The following is a 16,205-nucleotide window of genomic DNA, read 5'->3' on the forward strand; positions in this document are numbered from 1 at the left end:
CGGCCCCGCCATGACACCCGCGAAACCCATCGCCTCGGCCGCCTGAGAATGCTCCACGAACTCCTCCGGCTTCACCCACCGATCCACCGGATGATGCCGCGGCGAGGGACGCAGATACTGCGTGATCGTCAAAATCTCACAACCCGCATCCACCAGATCCTGCATCGCCGGCGCCACCTCGTCCGGCGTCTCACCCATACCCAAGATCAAATTCGACTTCGTCACCAACCCGGCCTCACGCGCCGCAGTGATGACCTCCAACGACCGCGCATACCGGAACCCGGGACGAATGCGCTTGAAAATCCGCGGCACCGTCTCCACGTTGTGCGCCAGAACCTCCGGCCGCGACCCGAACACCTCCGCCAACTGCTCCGGATCCGCGTTGAAGTCCGGGATCAACAGCTCGACACCCGTCCCGGGGTTGAGAGCGTGAATCTGCCGAACAGTTTCCGCGTACAGCCACGCGCCACCATCGGAGAGGTCATCCCGGGCGACACCGGTGACCGTCGAATACCGCAAGCCCATGGCCTGCACCGACTCCGCAACCTTCCGCGGCTCGGAACGGTCCAACGCCGCCGGCTTACCCGTATCGATCTGGCAGAAATCACAGCGCCGGGTGCACTGGTCGCCACCGATCAGGAACGTCGCTTCCCGGTCTTCCCAGCATTCGTAGATGTTGGGACAACCGGCCTCCTCACAGACCGTGTGCAAACCCTCGCGGCGCACGAGACCCTTGAGCTCGGTGAACTCCGGCCCCATCCGCACCCGCGTCTTGATCCACGACGGCTTCTTCTCGATCGGCGTCTCACTGTTGCGAACCTCGAGACGCAGCAGCTTCCGGCCCTCGGGCAACGCGCTCATCGCGAAAGGTCCGCGTACAGCGGGTGCTTCTTCGCCAGGGCCTCGACGCGGTCACGCAGCGTCGCGCGCACGGCGTCGTCGAAGTCCGGCTTCAGCGCCTCGGCGATGACGTCGGCGACCTCGGCGAAGTCGTCGGCCTGGAAACCGCGGGTGGCCAGCGCCGGCGTGCCGATCCGCAGGCCCGAGGTGATCATCGGCGGGCGCGGGTCGAACGGGACGGCGTTGCGGTTGACCGTGATGCCGACCTCGTGCAGCCGGTCCTCGGCCTGCTGACCATCCAGAGTGGACTGCACCAGGTCGACCAGCACCAGGTGGACGTCGGTGCCGCCGGTCAGCACGCGCACCCCAGCCGAAGCGCAGTCTTCCTGCGACAACCGCTCGGCCAGGATCCGCGAGCCCTCCAGGGTGCGCTGCTGGCGCTCCTTGAACTCGTCGCTCGCGGCGATCTTCAGCGCGACGGCCTTGGCCGCGATGACGTGTTCGAGCGGCCCGCCCTGCTGGCCCGGGAACACCGCCGAGTTGATCTTCTTCGCCAGCTCCTCGCGCGACAGGATGAGCCCGCCGCGCGGGCCGCCGAGGGTCTTGTGCGTGGTCGTGGTGACGATGTCGGCGTGCGGCACCGGCGACGGGTGCAGCCCGGCCGCGACCAGCCCGGCGAAGTGCGCCATGTCCACCATCAGCCGCGCGCCGACGAGGTCGGCGATCCGGCGGAACTCGGCGAAGTCCAGCTGACGCGGGTACGCGGACCAGCCGGCGATGATCAGCTTCGGCTCGTGCTCGACGGCGAGGCGCTCGATCTCGGCCAGATCGACGATCCCGGTCTCCTTGTCGACGTGGTAGGCGACGACGTTGTACAGCTTGCCCGAGAAGTTGATCTTCATCCCGTGCGTCAGGTGGCCGCCGTGCGCCAGGTCGAGGCCGAGGATCGTGTCGCCCGGCTTGAGCACGGCGAACATCGCGGCCGCGTTGGCCTGCGCGCCCGAGTGCGGCTGGACGTTGGCGTGCTCGGCGCCGAAGAGGGCCTTCGCGCGGTCGATGGCGAGCTGCTCGACGACGTCGACGTGCTCGCAGCCGCCGTAGTAGCGGCGGCCCGGGTAGCCCTCGGCGTACTTGTTGGTCAGCACCGAGCCCTGCGCTTCGAGCACGCCCACCGGGGCGAAGTTCTCGGAGGCGATCATCTCCAGGGTCGACTGCTGGCGGTCGAGCTCGGCCGCGACGGCCGCGGCGACCTCGGGGTCGACGTCGGCGAGGTGAGCGTCGAAAGTCGTCATCAGTTCTCCTGGGTGAGCTGGGCGTACGCGGCGGCGTCGAGCAGGTCCGGCACGTCCCCGGTCAGACGCACCTTCAGGAGCCATCCTTCGGTGTACGGGTCGGAGTTGATGACCTCGGGGGTGTCCGATGTGGTGCCGTTCACCTCGACGACCTCGCCGGAAACCGGCGCGTACAGCTCGCTGACCGACTTGGTCGACTCGACCTCGCCGAACACCTCGCCGGCGGTGATGGTCGAGCCCGCGTCGGGCAGCTGGACGAACACGATGTCACCGAGCGATTCGGCGGCGAAGGCGGTGATGCCGACGGTGGCCACGCCGTCCTCGACCTTCAGCCACTCGTGTTCCTTGGTGTACTGCAGGTTCTCGGGGATGCTCACAGGAAAAGTCCTTTACGCGCGGGAGTAGAAGGGCAGGGCGACGACCTCGACGGGCTCGATCCTGCCCCGGATGTCGACGGAGAGCTCGGTGCCGGGCTCGGCGTACGCCCGATCGACGTACGCCATGGCGATCGGGTAACCCAGCGTCGGCGACAGCGCGCCGCTGGTGACCTCGCCGATTCCGGTGCCGTCGGCCAGCACCGCGTAGCCGTGCCGCGGCGCACGGCGGCCGGCGCCCTTCAGGCCGACCCGCACGCGCGGGACGTCGACCTCGGAGCGCTCTTCCAGGGCGGCGCGGCCGACGAAGTCGCCCGGCTTCTCGAACTTGACCACGCGGCCGAGCCCGGCCTCGAACGGGCTCTGCCCGACCGTGAGCTCGTTGCCGTACAGCGGCATCCCGGCTTCGAGCCGCAGCGTGTCGCGGCAGGCCAGGCCGGCCGGGACCAGCCCGTGCGGCTCGCCGGCCTCCAGCAGCAGGCGCCACAACGCGGGGGCCTCGTCGGCGTCGACGAACAGCTCGAAGCCGTCTTCGCCGGTGTAGCCGGTGCGGGCGAGCAGGACCTCGTGGCCCTTCACCGTCGCCGGGACGCTGGCGTAGTACTTCAGCGCGTCCAGGTCGGCGTCGGTGACCGCGCCCAGGATCTCGACGGCCTTCGGGCCCTGGACGGCGATCAGCGCGGTGGTCTCGCTGCGGTCGTCGACTTTCGCGTCGAAGCCCGCGACCCGCTCGGCCAGTGCGTCGGCGACGACCTTCGCGTTGCCCGCGTTCGCCACGACCAGGTAGTGCTCGTCGGCCAGGCGGTAGACGACCAGGTCGTCCAGGACCCCGCCCTCGGCGTTGCAGATCATCGTGTACCGCGCCCGGCCCGGCTTGACCCCGGTCAGGTTGCCGACCAGCGCGAAGTCCAGGACGTCGGCCGCCTGCTTGCCGGTGACGTGGATTTCGGCCATGTGCGAGAGGTCGAACAGCCCGGCCGCCTCGCGGACGGCCTTGTGCTCGGCCAGCTCGCTGGCGTAGCGGACCGGCATGGACCAGCCGGCGAAGTCGGTGAACAGCGCACCGAGTCCCTTGTGGACTCCGTGCAGGGACGTTTCTCGAGACACTGGGCTCAGCCTTCGTAAGCGTTGAGGGGCGGGCAGGAGCAGACGAGGTTGCGGTCGCCGCGGGCGCCGTCGATGCGGCGGACCGGCGGCCAGTACTTGTTCTTGCGCGACACCCCGGCCGGGAACACGGCCAGCTCGCGGTCGTAGGCCTTGTCCCACTCGCCGACCAGCGTCTCCGCGGTGTGCGGGGCGCCCCGCAGCGGTGACTCCTCCGCGGTCCACTTGCCGTTCGCGACCTCGTCGATCTCGCCGCGGATGGCGATCATCGCGGCGATGAACCGGTCGATCTCGCCGAGGTCCTCGGACTCGGTCGGCTCGACCATCAGCGTGCCGGCGACCGGGAACGACATGGTCGGCGCGTGGAAGCCGTAGTCGATGAGCCGCTTGGCGACGTCGTCGACCGTCACGCCGGTCTCCTTGGTGATCTGACGCAGGTCGAGGATGCACTCGTGGGCGACCAGGCCGTCCTGGCCCGTGTAGAGCACCGGGTAGTGCGGGGCGAGCCGCGAAGCCACGTAGTTCGCGGCCAGCACGGCGACCTTCGTGGCCGCGGTCAGGCCGGGCGCGCCCATCATCCGGACGTAGGCCCAGGAGATCGGCAGGATCGAGGCCGAGCCGTAGGGCGCGCCGCTGATCGGGCCGACGCCGGTCTCCGGGCCGGCGGCGTCGAGCAGCGGGTGGTTCGGCAGGTAGGGCGCGAGGTGCGCGCGCACCGCGACCGGGCCGACGCCCGGACCGCCGCCGCCGTGCGGGATGCAGAACGTCTTGTGCAGGTTCAGGTGCGAGACGTCGCCGCCGAACTCGCCCGGCTTGGCCAGCCCGAGCAGGGCGTTGAGGTTCGCTCCGTCGACGTAGACCTGGCCGCCGCCGTCGTGGACGATTTCGGCCAGCTCGTCGATGTCGTGCTCGTACACGCCGTGCGTGGACGGGTAGGTGACCATGATCGCGGCCAGGGTGTCGCGGTGGCTGTCCACCTTGGACCGCAGGTCGGCCAGGTCGACGTTGCCCTCGTCGGTGCACTTCACGACGACCACGCGCATCCCGGCCAGCACCGCGGAAGCGGCGTTGGTGCCGTGCGCGGACGACGGGATCAGGCAGACGTCGCGAGCCTCGTCGCCGTTCGCGCGGTGGTAGGCGCGGATCGCGAGGAGGCCGGCGAGCTCGCCCTGGCTGCCCGCGTTCGGCTGCAGCGACACCTTGTCGTAGCCGGTGACCTCGGCCAGCCACTCGGCCAGCTGCCCGACGAGGACGTGGTAGCCCTCGGCGTCCCCGGCCGGCGCGAACGGGTGGATGCCGGCGAACTCGCGCCAGCTGATCGGCTCCATCTCGGTGGTGGCGTTGAGCTTCATCGTGCAGGAGCCGAGCGGGATCATGCCGCGGTCGAGGGCGTAGTCCAGGTCGGACAGCTTGCGCAGGTAGCGCAGCATCGCCGTCTCGGAGCGGTGGGTGCCGAAGACCTCGTGGCCCATGAAGCCGCTCTCGCGGGCCAGGCCGTTCGGCAGGGCGACACCGTCCTGGCCGTCCTCTTCGACGCCGAACGCCGTCAGCACCTTGGCCGTGATGGCGGGGGTGCTGACCTCGTCGAAGGCGACGCGGACGTGGTCGGCGTCGACGTGGCCGAGGTTGATCCCGGCCGCGCGGGCGGCGGCGTGGACCTCGGCGGCCCCACCCGGGACGCGCGCGACGACGGTGTCGAAGAAGGACTCGTGCACGACCTCGACGCCGGTCTTGCGCAGGGCGCCGGCGAAGCCCGCGGCGAGGCCGTGGACGCGCTGGGCGATCTTCTTCAGGCCGTCCGGGCCGTGGTAAACCGCGTACATCGCGGCGAGCACGGCCGGCAGGACCTGCGCGGTGCAGATGTTCGACGTCGCCTTTTCGCGGCGGATGTGCTGCTCACGCGTCTGCAGCGCGAGCCGGTAGGCGGAGTTGCCGTCGGCGTCGACCGAGACGCCGACCAGGCGCCCGGGCAGCGACCGCTCGAGGCCGGCGCGGACCGACATGTACCCGGCGTGCGGGCCGCCGTAGCCGAGCGGAACGCCGAAGCGCTGGGTCGACCCGGCGGCGACGTCGGCGCCGAACTCGCCGGGCGCGGTGATCAGGGTGAGCGCGAGGAGGTCGGCGGCGACGGTGAACAGCGCGCCCGCGGCCTTCGCCGACTCGGAAATCGCGTGGTAGAAGCCGCGGCCACGCAGCACGCCGGACGCACCGGGGTACTGGACGACGACGCCGAAGAAGTCGTCCGGCAGGCCGGTGAGCAGGTCGCGGACCTCGACCTCGATACCCAGGGCCTCGACGCGGGTCCGCACGACGGCGATGGTCTGCGGCAGGCACTCGGCGTCGAGGACGACCTTGTTCGACTTGGACTTCGACGCACGGCGCATCAGCGTGACGGCCTCGGCGACGGCGGTCGACTCGTCCAGCAGCGAGGCGTTCGCGGTGGCCAGGCCGGTCAGGTCGGCGACCATGGTCTGGAAGTTGAGGAGGGCTTCGAGGCGGCCCTGGGAAATTTCCGGCTGGTAGGGCGTGTACGCGGTGTACCAGGCCGGGTTCTCGAGGACGTTGCGGCGGATCACGCCGGGGGTGACGGTGTCGGAGTAGCCGAGGCCGATCATCTGCGTCATCGGCCGGTTGCGCGCAGCGAGGGCGCGCAGCTCCGCGGTGGCGTCCTCTTCGGACGCGGCGGGCGGGAGGGTGAGTTCCTTCGTCGCGCGGATGGCGCTCGGGACGGCGGCCCCGACGAGGGCGTCCAGGCTGCCGTAGCCGCACTCGGCCAGCATCTTCGCGCGTTCGGCCTCGGACGGGCCGATGTGGCGGGCGTCGAACTGCGTAGACGTGATGGGGAGCTCCTCGGGCCGGGCACCGGACAGAACGGTGCGCTGGGAACTCCCCCTCTGTCATGGCACCTGAGAGTTTCACCGTGCCGCTGTGAGAAGACACAGCACGGCTTTCACCTTGGGTGAGGCGCGGGTGCGCCTGCTTTCCAGAGTGGCCTCGCGCGAAGCGGTAGCAGGTACCTGAGAGATTCCGGGGAGTTTGCTCCTTCGGTGCCCCACCGACTTCGTGAGGGCTCTCCCGCCTCGGCTCTACGGCCCGATCTGCAGTTGTGGCGGTTACGGTACCCGGCGGGTTCGAGGTCCGTCTACTTCACCCGGGCAACGCCACATCAGTATTCGAGCGGGGCTCGACGCACCACGCACCCGGCCAGCGCCGGTGGGCGCCGGACCCGGCCCGACGGCAGGACCAGGCGTTTCAGCGGGCCGCCCAGCGGCACCGGCGGGTGCCCCGCGCCCAGCAGCACCTGCTCGACGATCTGCTCGGCGAACCAGGCCACCGAGTCGTTGAGGCGGTCCAGCGAGGGCCGGTCGCCGTCGAAGACGTCCTCGTCGGCCAGCGTCACCTCGAAGTGCGGGCAGCCCGGCGGGACCGCGATGGCGTCCTCGATCGCCCGCGCCCCTTCCAGCGGGTCGGCGAATCCGGCCTCGAGCAGTGCGTCCCGGTAAATCCGCGCCGCGCGGGCGCGCATCCGCGGCCCATAGCGGACGACGACCGGGAGCCGGCCGGTCAGGTCGGGCACGGCCAGGCCGTGCAGCAGCATGATCGGCGGCACCGAGTGCACCAGCCGCGGCGCGGGCCCGGCCAGCTCGCGGGCGGTGATCCGGACGCGGTCGGCCATCGCGTCGGGGAGGCCGAAGTAGCGGAAGTCGACGTTGCCGAACCCGAGGCCGTCGGCGACCAGGGAGGCCAGCAGCTCGCCGTAACCCCAGATCGGCGACAGCACGATCACCGGCGGCGCGGCGACGACCGGCGACGGCACGGGCGGGCGCGTCGCCTCCTGCTCGGGCACCTGGATCACCAGCCGCGGCGGCTCGTGCCAGTCGTGCACCTCCGCGACCCGCCAGTACAGCCCGAGCGGCCGCCACAGTTCGCCGAGGACGTCGTGCTCGATGATGCGGCGCACCTCGGCGTCGTCGTGGGGGAAGTCCCGCGGCGGCACGATCCCGACGTAGTGGTGGTAGGTGACGCGCACCTCGCCGCCGCGGGTGGCCGACCGGATCCGCATCTCCCAGTCGATCGGCGACGCGGCGATGGCGTTGGCCACCTGCGTGCCGGGCGAGGAGTAGACGAGCGCGGTCGCCTGCCGGAGGAACTGCCCCGCCCGGTCGATGCCTTCCCTGAGCGCCTTCGCGGCCTGGGCGACGTGCACCGGGCTCGCGAGCGCGTCCGGCAGCACACCGGCCACGCGCAGCAGCTCGGCCTCGCCGAGCCCGGTGACCTCGGCGAGCTGGGCCCAGTGGTCGAAGACGGTGACCTTGGGCGCGTGCCGGTGCTCGATCCAGCTGCGCAGGGTGGACGTCGGGACGCCGATGCGCCGGGCGGCCTCGTCCAGGGAGAGCCCGCGGGAGCGGATCCCGGCCCGGACCGCTTCCGCCCACTCGCCGGCGCGCCAGTGCGTCACCTCACAAAGCTAACGAAACCCGCTAGCTTTGCGCAGGGACGAATCGCCCGTCGGGCGCCGACGCTGGTCACCATGACCACCACCGTGATCGCCCTCACCCTGATCGTCGGCGTGCTGACCTTCGCCGCCGGCGCGTTCCTGGCCTCCGAGGTCGCCGTCCGCGTCCTGCGGCGTCGCGAACGGGCGATCTCGGAAGAACGCAAGCGCCTCAACGCCGCCTGGAAGTTCCTCAAGGAGGTCTACGGCGTCAAGAAGCAGGTCAAGCGTTAGAGCGGGGTGACGTACGCGCCCGAGATGCCGCCGTCGACGAGGAACTGGGACGCCGTGATGAAGCTGGCGTCGTCGCTGGCCAGGAAGGCCACCGCCGCCGCGATCTCCTCCGGCTCGGCGAAGCGGCCGACCGGGACGTGGACCAGGCGCCGGGCCGCACGTTCCGGGTCCTTCGCGAACAGCTCCTTCAGCAGCGGGGTGTTCACCGGGCCCGGGCACAGCGCGTTGACGCGGATGTTCTCGCGCGCGAACTGGATGCCGAGCTCGCGGCTCATCGCCAGCACGCCACCCTTGGACGCGGTGTAGGAGATCTGCGACGTCGCCGCGCCCATCACCGCCACGAACGACGCCGTGTTGACGATCGAGCCGCGGCCCTGGCGCTGCATGTGCGGCAGGACGGCCTTGCAGCACAGGTACACCGACGTCAGGTTGACGCGCTGGACCCGCTCCCACGCCTCGATGCCGGTGGTCAGGATCGAGTCGTCCTCCGGCGGCGAGATGCCCGCGTTGTTGAAGGCGACGTCGACCGAGCCGAACTGCTCGACCGTGCTGTGGAACAGGTTCTCGACCTGCTCGGCGTCGGTGACGTCGGTCTGGATGAACGCGCCGCCGATCTCGTCGGCCGCGGCCTTGCCCGAATCCGGCGTCAGGTCCCCGATGACGACCTTCGCCCCTTCGCTCGCCAGGCGGCGGGCCGAGGCGAGGCCGATGCCGCTCGCGCCGCCGGTGATGACCGCGACGCGGCCTTCGAAACGCTGGACCATTACTCCTCCGTGCTCAGAAAGACGTTCTTGGTTTCGGTGAAGGCCGCCGCGGCGTCCGGGCCCAGCTCGCGGCCGAGGCCCGACTGCTTGAAGCCGCCGAACGGCGTCCAGTAGCGCACCGACGAGTGCGAGTTCACCGAGAGGTTGCCGGCTTCGACACCGCGCGCCACCCGGAACGCGCGGCCGGCGTCGCGGGTCCAGATCGACCCGGACAGGCCGTACTCGGTCGCGTTGGCCATCCGGATCGCGTCGCCCTCTTCGGCGAACGGCACGACGGCGACGACCGGGCCGAAGACCTCGTCCGAGGCGAGCGGGTGCCGCAGGTCCGGTGGGGTGACGACGGTCGGCGGGAACCAGAAACCGGGCCCGGAAGGGGCGGTGCCGCGGAACGCGACCGGCGCGCCGGCCGGCACGTAGGACGCGACCTTCTCCCGGTGCGCGGCCGAGATCAGCGGGCCCATCTCGGTTCTTTCGTCGCCGGGGTCGCCGACGACGACGCCGTGCACCGCGGGTTCGAGCAGCTCCATGAACCTCTCGTACACGCTCGCCTGCACCAGGATGAGCGACCGCGCGCAGCAGTCCTGGCCGGCGTTGTCGAAGACGCCGTAGGGCGCGGTCGCCGCGGCCTTCTCCAGGTCGGAGTCGGCGAACACGATGTTGGCGTTCTTGCCGCCGAGTTCCAGCGTCACGCGTTTCACCTGCGCCGCGCAGCCGGCCATGATCCGCTTGCCGACCTCGGTCGAGCCGGTGAAGACGACCTTCCGGACGGAAGGGTGGTCGACGAACCGCTGCCCGACCACCGACCCCTTGCCCGGCAGCACCTGGAAGACGTCCTCCGGGAGGCCCGCCTCGCGCGCCAGCTCGGCCAGCCGGAGCGCGGTCAGCGGCGTCAGCTCGGCGGGCTTGAGGACGACGGTGTTCCCGGCGGCGAGCGCGGGCGCGAACCCCCAGCCGGCGATCGGCATCGGGAAGTTCCACGGCACGATCACGCCGACCACGCCCAGGGGCTCGTGGAAAGTGACGTTGATGCCGCCCGGCACCGGGATCTGCCGGCCGATCAGGCGTTCCGGCGCGGCCGAGTAGTAGTTGAGGACGTCGCGGACGTTGCCCGCCTCCCAGCGGGCGTTGCCGATGGTGTGCCCGGAGTTCTCGACCTCCAGCCGCGCGAGGTGCTCGATGTCGGCCTCGACGGCGTCGGCGAACCGGCGCAGCAGGCGGGCGCGGTCGCCGGGGGTGACGTCGCGCCAGGCCGGGAACGCCGCGTGGGCGCGCGCGATCGCCGCATCGGTCTCTTCGACGCTGGTCAAGGGGACGCTCCGCACCACCTCCTCGGTGGCCGGGTTCAGCACGTCGAAACTGGTGGTCATGCCCTCTCCTTGCTCGCTTCGACGAGAGCCTGGAACAGCCGGACGTCGTCGGTGTCCTGCTCGGGGTGCCACTGGACGCCGAGGGTGAACTCCCCCGGCACCTCGGCGGCCTCGATGGTGCCGTCGGTGGCCCAGCCGACCGCCTCCAGGCCGGTGCCGAGCCGGTCGATCGCCTGGTGGTGGTAGCACAGGGTCTTGGTTTCGGGCCCGAGGATCGCCGCCGCCCGGCTGCCTTCGGCGAGCGTCACCGTGCCCCGGCCGAACGTCGCCGGGGCGGGCTGGTGCTCGGTGGTGCCGCTCTCGGGCAGGTGCTGGGTCAGGGTGCCGCCGAGGGCGACGCTCATCACCTGCAGGCCGCGGCACACGCCGAGCACCGGCTTGCCCGCTGCGCGCGCGGCCGCGAACAGGCCGAACTCGAAGGCGTCCCGCTCCGGCCGGACGTAGGTGGCCGGGTGCGGCTCGGCGCCGTAGCGCGCGGGCTCGACGTCGGCGCCGCCGGTGAGCACCAGGCCGTCCACTGTGGACGTCAGCCGGTCGTACGCGTCGGACACCGGCGGCAGCAGCACCGGGATGCCGCCGGCCGCCACGACGCAGTCGACGTAGAAGCGGTGCAGGAGCACGGCCTCGGTCTCCCAGACGCCGAACTTCGCCGGTTCGAGGTAGCTGGTGAGGCCGATGACGGGCTTGCTCTGGTTCAGCTCAGAGCCGTTCGAAGCCACGGACGAGCTCCCAGTCGGTGACGGCGGCGTTGTAGGCGTCGACCTCGATCTTCGCCGCGTTCAGGTAGTGGTCGACGACGTCGTCGCCGAACGCCGCGCGCGCCAGGTCGCTGCCGGCCAGGGCCGCGGCGGCCTCGGGCAGCGTGGTCGGCACGATGTCCCGGCCGGAGTGGTAGGCGTTGCCGGTGAACGGTTCTTCCAGCTCCAGCTCGTTCTCGATGCCGTGCAGGCCGGCGGCGATCAGCGCGGCGACCGCGAGGTACGGGTTGACGTCCCCGCCCGGCACGCGGTTTTCCACGCGCAGCGACTCGCCGTGCCCGACGACCCGCAGCGCACACGTCCGGTTGTCGGTGCCCCACGCGATCGCCGTCGGCGCGAAGCTGCCGGGCACGAACCGCTTGTAGGAGTTGATGTTCGGCGCGAGGAAGTAGGTCAGCTCGTGCAACGCGGCGAGCTGACCGGCGAGGAAGTGCTCCATCAGCTTCGAGAAGCCGTGCTCGCTGTCCCCCGCGAGCACCGCCCGCCCTTCGGTGGAGCGCAGGCTGATGTGGACGTGGCAGGAGTTGCCCTCGCGCTCGTTGTACTTCGCCATGAAGGTGAGGCTCTTGCCCTCCTGCGCGGCGATCTCCTTGGCGCCGTTCTTGTAGACGCTGTGGTTGTCGCAGGTGGCGAGCGCGTCGGTGTAGCGGAAAGCGATCTCCTGCTGGCCCGGGTTGCACTCGCCCTTGGCGGACTCCGGGTAGAGCCCGGCGCCGGCCATGTCGTTGCGGATGCGGCGCAGCAGCGGCTCCAGGCGCGCGGTGCCGAGCATCGAGTAGTCGACGTTGTACTGGTTGGCGGGCTTGAGGCCGTGGTAGTGCTTGTCCCAGGCGGCCTCGTAGGTGTCGTCGAAGACGATGAACTCGAGCTCGGTGCCGACGTAGGCGGCGAGCCCGCGTTCGGCGAGGCGGTCGAGCTGGCGGCGCAGGATCTGGCGCGGCGACACCGAGACGGGGCCGCCCTGCACGCGCTCGACGTCGGCGAGGACGAGCGCGGTGCCCTCCTGCCACGGGATCTCCCGCAGCGTCTCGAGGTCGGGGCGCAGCACGAAGTCGCCGTAGCCGCTGTCCCAGGAGGAGAGCGCGTAGCCGTCGACGGTGTTCATGTCGACGTCGACGGCGAGCAGGTAGTTGCAGGCCTCGGTGGCGTGGCCGACGACCTCGTCCAGGAAGTACTCGGCCGAGCAGCGCTTGCCCTGGAGCCTGCCCTGCATGTCGGTGAGCGCGACGAGCACGGTGTCGATCGTGCCCGCGTCCACGCGCGCCCGGAGTTCGTCGAGCGTGAGCATGCCTCGCCTGCGTGCCATCGTCGCCCCAAAGGTTTGATATGAATCCTTTGCCGGTTCTTCCTACCCGGTGACCGGGGCGGGGTCAACCTGGGAAAAGGTATTTTCTTGTACCATTGCGGCGGCGGCCGGATTGTCCGGGTTGCCCGGCTGAGAAGAGTCTGTGAATTCACCCGGACGGGAGGAAACCGCGGCCCTCGCACGTTGGACAGGGCAAGAGAGGTGAGATCGATGACCACAGCATTCACGCAGCAGAGCACGATCGGACAGCAGCAGGCCCGGCCCCAGCTCCCGACCCTGCCCACCGGCTGGCCGATCGGTTCGTACGACTCCTACGAGCAGGCCCAGCGCGCGGTCGACCACCTCGCGGGCACCGACTTCCCCGTCACCGACGTCACGATCGTGGGCGTGGAGCCGATGCTCGTCGAGCGGGTCGCGGGCAAGATGTCGTGGGGCAAGGTCCTCGGCAGCGCGGCGACGTCCGGTGCGCTGTTCGGTGTGTTCCTCGGCCTGATGCTCAGCCTGCTCAACCCGGGCGCCGGCCTGGTCCCGATCGTGATCGGCCTCGTCGCCGGACTCGGGTTCAACCTGCTCTTCGGCGCACTGGGCTACGCGGTGAACCGGAACAAGCGCGGGTTCGTCTCGCAGAGCCAGCTGGTGGCCCGCCGCTACGACGTCCTGTCGCAGCCGCGCAACGCCGAAAAGGGCCGCGCCCTGCTGGCCGACCTCGCGGCGCGCAGCGCGTTCGGCCACTGACGCCGCTGCTGATCGAAGGCCGCCCCCGGGATGCCCCGGAGGCGGCCTTCGCCGCATCAGGAGCGGCCCCGACCGCCCCTGTCCCCCCTACCTGGTCGGTGTCGGCGTCGGCGTCGGTGTCGGCGTCGGTGTCGGTGTCGGTGTGGCCGTCGGCGTCGGCGTGCTCGGCGTGACAGGCACGGTCACCTTCGGGATCGCCGCGCTGAAGGGCACGCCGCCGAGTTCGCGGCAGGCTCCGCGGTACCCGTTGTAGCCGTTGTAGTCGCCCCGGTCGTCGACGACACCCTGCTCGATCTTCGGGCGCGGGAACCGGTTGTCCTCGCCGATCTTCTGCTTGCCGCCGCTCGAGCGCTCGCAGCCGTAGCGGGTCAGCGTGAGCGGCCTGCCCTCCTCGTCGTAGAGGTAGACCTCGGTCAGCGGCTTGCCCTCGGCGTCGAAGGCGTAGACGTTCTGGACGTCGTGGCCGCCGTAGGTCAGCTGGTCGTTGCCGTAGCTGTCGGCCGAGGACGAGTAGTACGACGGACCGGGGTAGGGATTGTTCCGCGTGAGGAGGTCGACCGCGGCGCCGAAGCCGCCCAGCGCGCCGCCGATGACGAACGCCGAGATCGGCACGGCCACCCACAGCAGCCGCCGGTCGGTGCGCACCCGCGGGCCGGCCCACACCGCCGCGACGGCCGCGAGGATCAGGAACGGCAGCAGGACCACCGTGTCCCGCTCCCGCAGCATGAGCAGCAGCCCGAACGCGACGAGCACGATCGCGCACAGCACCCACCACGCCGGCTTGAGCGAACCGAGGTAGCGCAGGAGCCTGCCGGTGTCCTCCTGCTCGCGGCCCTTGGCCAGGGCCGAGCGCAGCCAGACGAGTTCCGGCAGCGCCAGTACCGGTTCGATCCCGCCGCGCAGCAGCAGCACGAGGCTGACGAGGAACACCGGCGCGAACAGCAGCAGGCCCACCAGCACCTCGCCGTGCACGGAAACGCCGGCACCGAAGGCGAACAGCCCGACCGCCAGCGCGCAGAGCACCAGGCCCCAGAACGCGATCCTCGGCTTCACGAGGCTCGGCCTGGCCGTCGCCGGCACCTGCGTCGCCCCTTCGCCCGGCACCGGGTACCCGCCGGACGCGCGCAGCTCGGCGGCGTAGCTCTCGGGCGAGCCGAGCCGTTCGATCAGGGCTTCGACGCGGGCACCCTCCCCCAGCTCGGCCTCGAGTTCCGCCAGGTGCGGCCGGACGTCTTCGAGGATCTCTTCGATCTCGCTCGCGGGCAGGTCGGCGAGCGCGGTCCGGACCCGCGCCAGATACACCCGCACGGCGGTCGGCTTGTCGCTCATGCTGCCTCTCCCAAAAGCACGTTCATCGTCGACGCGAAGCTCTGCCAGGTCTTGCCGGACTCCGCCAGCCGGGCCCGGCCCGGCTCGTTCAGGCTGTAGTACTTGCGGTGCGGCCCCTCTTCGCTGGGCACCACGTACGACGTCAGCAGGCCGGCCTTGTAGAGCCGGCGCAACGTCCCGTACACCGACGCGTCCCCCACCTCGTCCAGGCCGGCCGCCCTGAGTCTTCGCAGGACGTCGTACCCGTAGCCGTCCTCCTCGCGGAGCACCGCGAGAACGGCGAGATCGAGCACCCCTTTGAGCAGCTGACTGATCTCCACTGCACCCTCCAGTCTTACGCATGAGAAGGTACCACGCATTGCACAGTAGTGCGCACGGCGGAGGGCCCGGTGCGTCGCGAAGGGGCTCAAACCTCGGGGTCCACCGGGCGTTCGAAGAAGGATTCGAGGACCACGACGGTCTGCGTGCCGGTGACGCCGTCGATCGCGAGAGCCGGCCTCGACGAAAACGAACGCGGCGACCCCGCGGCCGACGGTGGCCGGGTCGACGTCCACGGTGGTCCGGCGGATCACGTCCTGCTCCCGGAGTTTGCGCACCCGCTCGTGGGCCGCCCCGGCGGAGAGCCCGACAGCCTTGCCCAGGGCGGCGTACGCCTGCGTCGCGTCCCGCTGCAGTTCGGCGAGCCGTATGGTGAAGCCGATGGACCTGGTCAAGACGGACTTCGAGGTGCTGGACGAGCGCTTCCGGCGCGTCAACGGCGACGAGTGGATGCAGCGCCTGCACACCGGCTGCCGCTGGACCGAGGGCCCGGCGTACTTCCCGGCCGGGCGCTACCTGGTGTTCAGCGACATCCCGAACGACCGCACCCTGCGCTGGGACGAGACGACGGGCCAGGTCGGCGTGTTCCGGCAGCCGTCGAGCTACGCGAACGGCCACACGGTCGACCGCCGCGGACGTCTGGTCAGCTGCGAGCAGGGCACGCGCCGGGTGACGCGCACCGAGCACGACGGCTCGATCACGGTCCTCGCGTCCCGGTACCGGGGGAAGCGGCTGAACAGCCCGAACGACGTGGTCGAGCACTCGGACGGCTCGATCTGGTTCACCGACCCGAGTTACGGCATCGACAGCGACTACGAGGGCTACCGCGCGGAGAGCGAAATCGGCGCGTGCCACGTGTACCGAGCCGACCCGGACGGTTCGGTGACGATCGTCGCCGACGACTTCAGCCGGCCGAACGGCCTGGCGTTCTCGGCCGACGAGTCGCGGTTGTACCTCGCCGACACCCGCCAGGACCCGAGCCACCTCAGGGTGTTCTCGGTAGCAGAGGGCGGCGCGCTGACGGGCGGCGACATCTTCGCGACGAGCGACAGCGGCGGCTTCGACGGAGTCCGCGTGGACAGCGAAGGCCAGATCTGGGCGGCGGCCCACGACGGCCTGCACTGCTTCGCGACGGACGGGACACGGATCGGCAAGCTGCGGATGCCGGAGATCTGTTCGAACTTCACGTTCGGCGGGGCAAGGGGGAACGAGCTGTTCATCACGGCTTCGAGCTCGCTGTACACGCTGAGGGTGACGGTGAACGGGGCCCGTTATCCGCGCTGACCGGC

The 16,205-nt window shown here is 70.7% G+C and carries 15 protein-coding genes, 1 pseudogene and 1 riboswitch; of the genes and pseudogenes, 3 read left to right on the plus strand and 13 right to left on the minus strand.

What is annotated here, in order from left to right:
- From C2L59_RS15605 to C2L59_RS15630, 6 genes are all read right to left on the minus strand, one after another.
- The coding region (locus C2L59_RS15605; RefSeq protein WP_103350290.1) for a lipoyl synthase at window positions 1-861 on the minus strand (861 nt) is incomplete at its 3' end.
- On the minus strand, window positions 858-2,132 hold the full coding sequence (glyA, locus tag C2L59_RS15610; RefSeq protein ID WP_103350232.1) for a serine hydroxymethyltransferase: 1,275 nt from the start codon (window positions 2,130-2,132) through the stop codon (window positions 858-860). The genes C2L59_RS15605 and glyA, both read right to left, overlap by 4 nt.
- Window positions 2,132-2,509: a glycine cleavage system protein GcvH gene (gcvH, locus tag C2L59_RS15615; RefSeq protein WP_103350233.1), complete on the minus strand. Its 378-nt coding sequence runs from the start codon at window positions 2,507-2,509 to the stop codon at window positions 2,132-2,134. The genes glyA and gcvH overlap by 1 nt, the downstream gene beginning before the upstream one ends.
- Before the next feature lie 12 nt (window positions 2,510-2,521).
- A complete protein-coding gene (gene gcvT, locus C2L59_RS15620; protein ID WP_103350234.1) occupies window positions 2,522-3,613 on the minus strand; it encodes a glycine cleavage system aminomethyltransferase GcvT in 1,092 nt (363 codons plus the stop codon).
- A 5-nt stretch (window positions 3,614-3,618) separates the two neighbouring features.
- Window positions 3,619-6,450, minus strand: coding sequence for an aminomethyl-transferring glycine dehydrogenase (gene gcvP / locus C2L59_RS15625; RefSeq protein WP_103350235.1), 2,832 nt, complete (start codon window positions 6,448-6,450; stop codon window positions 3,619-3,621).
- Between the two features lie 154 nt (window positions 6,451-6,604).
- A riboswitch (glycine riboswitch) is annotated at window positions 6,605-6,698 on the minus strand.
- 78 nt (window positions 6,699-6,776) lie between these two features.
- Window positions 6,777-8,069, minus strand: coding sequence for a helix-turn-helix transcriptional regulator (locus C2L59_RS15630; protein ID WP_103350236.1), 1,293 nt, complete (start codon window positions 8,067-8,069; stop codon window positions 6,777-6,779).
- Between the two features lie 72 nt (window positions 8,070-8,141).
- Between C2L59_RS15630 and C2L59_RS15635 the strand changes: the two genes are divergently transcribed.
- The gene (locus tag C2L59_RS15635) at window positions 8,142-8,339 is read left to right on the plus strand and encodes a hypothetical protein (RefSeq protein ID WP_103350237.1); all 198 of its coding nucleotides are present in this window, start codon (window positions 8,142-8,144) and stop codon (window positions 8,337-8,339) included.
- Here C2L59_RS15635 and C2L59_RS15640 read toward each other — a convergent pair.
- Genes C2L59_RS15640 through C2L59_RS15655 form a run of 4 tightly spaced genes read right to left on the minus strand, consistent with a single transcriptional unit; the run spans window position 8,336 to window position 12,516 of the window.
- A complete protein-coding gene (locus C2L59_RS15640) occupies window positions 8,336-9,103 on the minus strand; it encodes a 3-oxoacyl-ACP reductase (protein ID WP_103350238.1) in 768 nt (255 codons plus the stop codon). The genes C2L59_RS15635 and C2L59_RS15640 overlap by 4 nt on opposite strands.
- A complete protein-coding gene (locus C2L59_RS15645) occupies window positions 9,103-10,470 on the minus strand; it encodes an aldehyde dehydrogenase (protein ID WP_103350239.1) in 1,368 nt (455 codons plus the stop codon). The genes C2L59_RS15640 and C2L59_RS15645 overlap by 1 nt, the downstream gene beginning before the upstream one ends.
- Entirely contained in the window at window positions 10,467-11,189 is a 723-nt protein-coding gene (locus C2L59_RS15650; protein WP_199199090.1) for a gamma-glutamyl-gamma-aminobutyrate hydrolase family protein, read from the minus strand. Before C2L59_RS15650 ends, C2L59_RS15645 begins: the two co-directional genes overlap by 4 nt.
- Window positions 11,170-12,516, minus strand: coding sequence for a glutamine synthetase family protein (locus C2L59_RS15655; protein WP_103350240.1), 1,347 nt, complete (start codon window positions 12,514-12,516; stop codon window positions 11,170-11,172). Before C2L59_RS15655 ends, C2L59_RS15650 begins: the two co-directional genes overlap by 20 nt.
- 228 nt (window positions 12,517-12,744) lie before the next feature.
- Here C2L59_RS15655 and C2L59_RS15660 point away from each other — a divergent pair, with 228 nt between their 5' ends.
- The gene (locus C2L59_RS15660; RefSeq protein ID WP_103350241.1) at window positions 12,745-13,269 is read left to right on the plus strand and encodes a general stress protein; all 525 of its coding nucleotides are present in this window, start codon (window positions 12,745-12,747) and stop codon (window positions 13,267-13,269) included.
- A gap of 87 nt (window positions 13,270-13,356) precedes the next feature.
- On the opposite strand, the gene C2L59_RS15665 is transcribed toward C2L59_RS15660, so the two are convergent.
- The 3 genes and pseudogenes from C2L59_RS15665 to C2L59_RS48955 form a co-directional block, all read right to left on the minus strand.
- The gene (locus tag C2L59_RS15665) at window positions 13,357-14,598 is read right to left on the minus strand and encodes a DUF1700 domain-containing protein (protein WP_103350242.1); all 1,242 of its coding nucleotides are present in this window, start codon (window positions 14,596-14,598) and stop codon (window positions 13,357-13,359) included.
- Window positions 14,595-14,918, minus strand: a complete 324-nt coding sequence (locus C2L59_RS15670) for a PadR family transcriptional regulator (RefSeq protein WP_086843254.1) — start codon at window positions 14,916-14,918, stop codon at window positions 14,595-14,597. Before C2L59_RS15670 ends, C2L59_RS15665 begins: the two co-directional genes overlap by 4 nt.
- Window positions 14,919-15,218: 300 nt before the next feature.
- A pseudogene (locus C2L59_RS48955) lies at window positions 15,219-15,353 on the minus strand (hypothetical protein); the annotation flags it as partial.
- Here C2L59_RS48955 and C2L59_RS15680 point away from each other — a divergent pair.
- On the plus strand, window positions 15,298-16,200 hold the full coding sequence (locus tag C2L59_RS15680) for an SMP-30/gluconolactonase/LRE family protein (RefSeq protein WP_103350243.1): 903 nt from the start codon (window positions 15,298-15,300) through the stop codon (window positions 16,198-16,200). The pseudogene C2L59_RS48955 and the gene C2L59_RS15680 sit on opposite strands and share 56 nt — an antisense overlap.
- Window positions 16,201-16,205 lie beyond the last annotated feature (5 nt).

Source organism: Amycolatopsis sp. CA-128772, from assembly GCF_002904295.1.
Lineage (GTDB): Bacteria > Actinomycetota > Actinomycetes > Mycobacteriales > Pseudonocardiaceae > Amycolatopsis.

What these genes read in the sequence shown, in the direction of transcription:
- C2L59_RS15640 (WP_103350238.1), bottom strand. Translation starts at nt 9,103, where the DNA reads ATGGTCCAGCGTTTCGAAGGCCGCGTCGCGGTCATCACCGGCGGCGCG.
- C2L59_RS15645 (WP_103350239.1), bottom strand. Translation starts at nt 10,470, where the DNA reads ATGACCACCAGTTTCGACGTGCTGAACCCGGCCACCGAGGAGGTGGTG.
- C2L59_RS15665 (WP_103350242.1), bottom strand. Translation starts at nt 14,598, where the DNA reads ATGAGCGACAAGCCGACCGCCGTGCGGGTGTATCTGGCGCGGGTCCGG.
- glyA (WP_103350232.1), bottom strand. Translation starts at nt 2,132, where the DNA reads ATGACGACTTTCGACGCTCACCTCGCCGACGTCGACCCCGAGGTCGCC.
- C2L59_RS15655 (WP_103350240.1), bottom strand. Translation starts at nt 12,516, where the DNA reads ATGCTCACGCTCGACGAACTCCGGGCGCGCGTGGACGCGGGCACGATC.
- C2L59_RS15660 (WP_103350241.1), top strand. Translation starts at nt 12,745, where the DNA reads ATGACCACAGCATTCACGCAGCAGAGCACGATCGGACAGCAGCAGGCC.
- C2L59_RS15680 (WP_103350243.1), top strand. Translation starts at nt 15,298, where the DNA reads ATGGACCTGGTCAAGACGGACTTCGAGGTGCTGGACGAGCGCTTCCGG.
- C2L59_RS15635 (WP_103350237.1), top strand. Translation starts at nt 8,142, where the DNA reads ATGACCACCACCGTGATCGCCCTCACCCTGATCGTCGGCGTGCTGACC.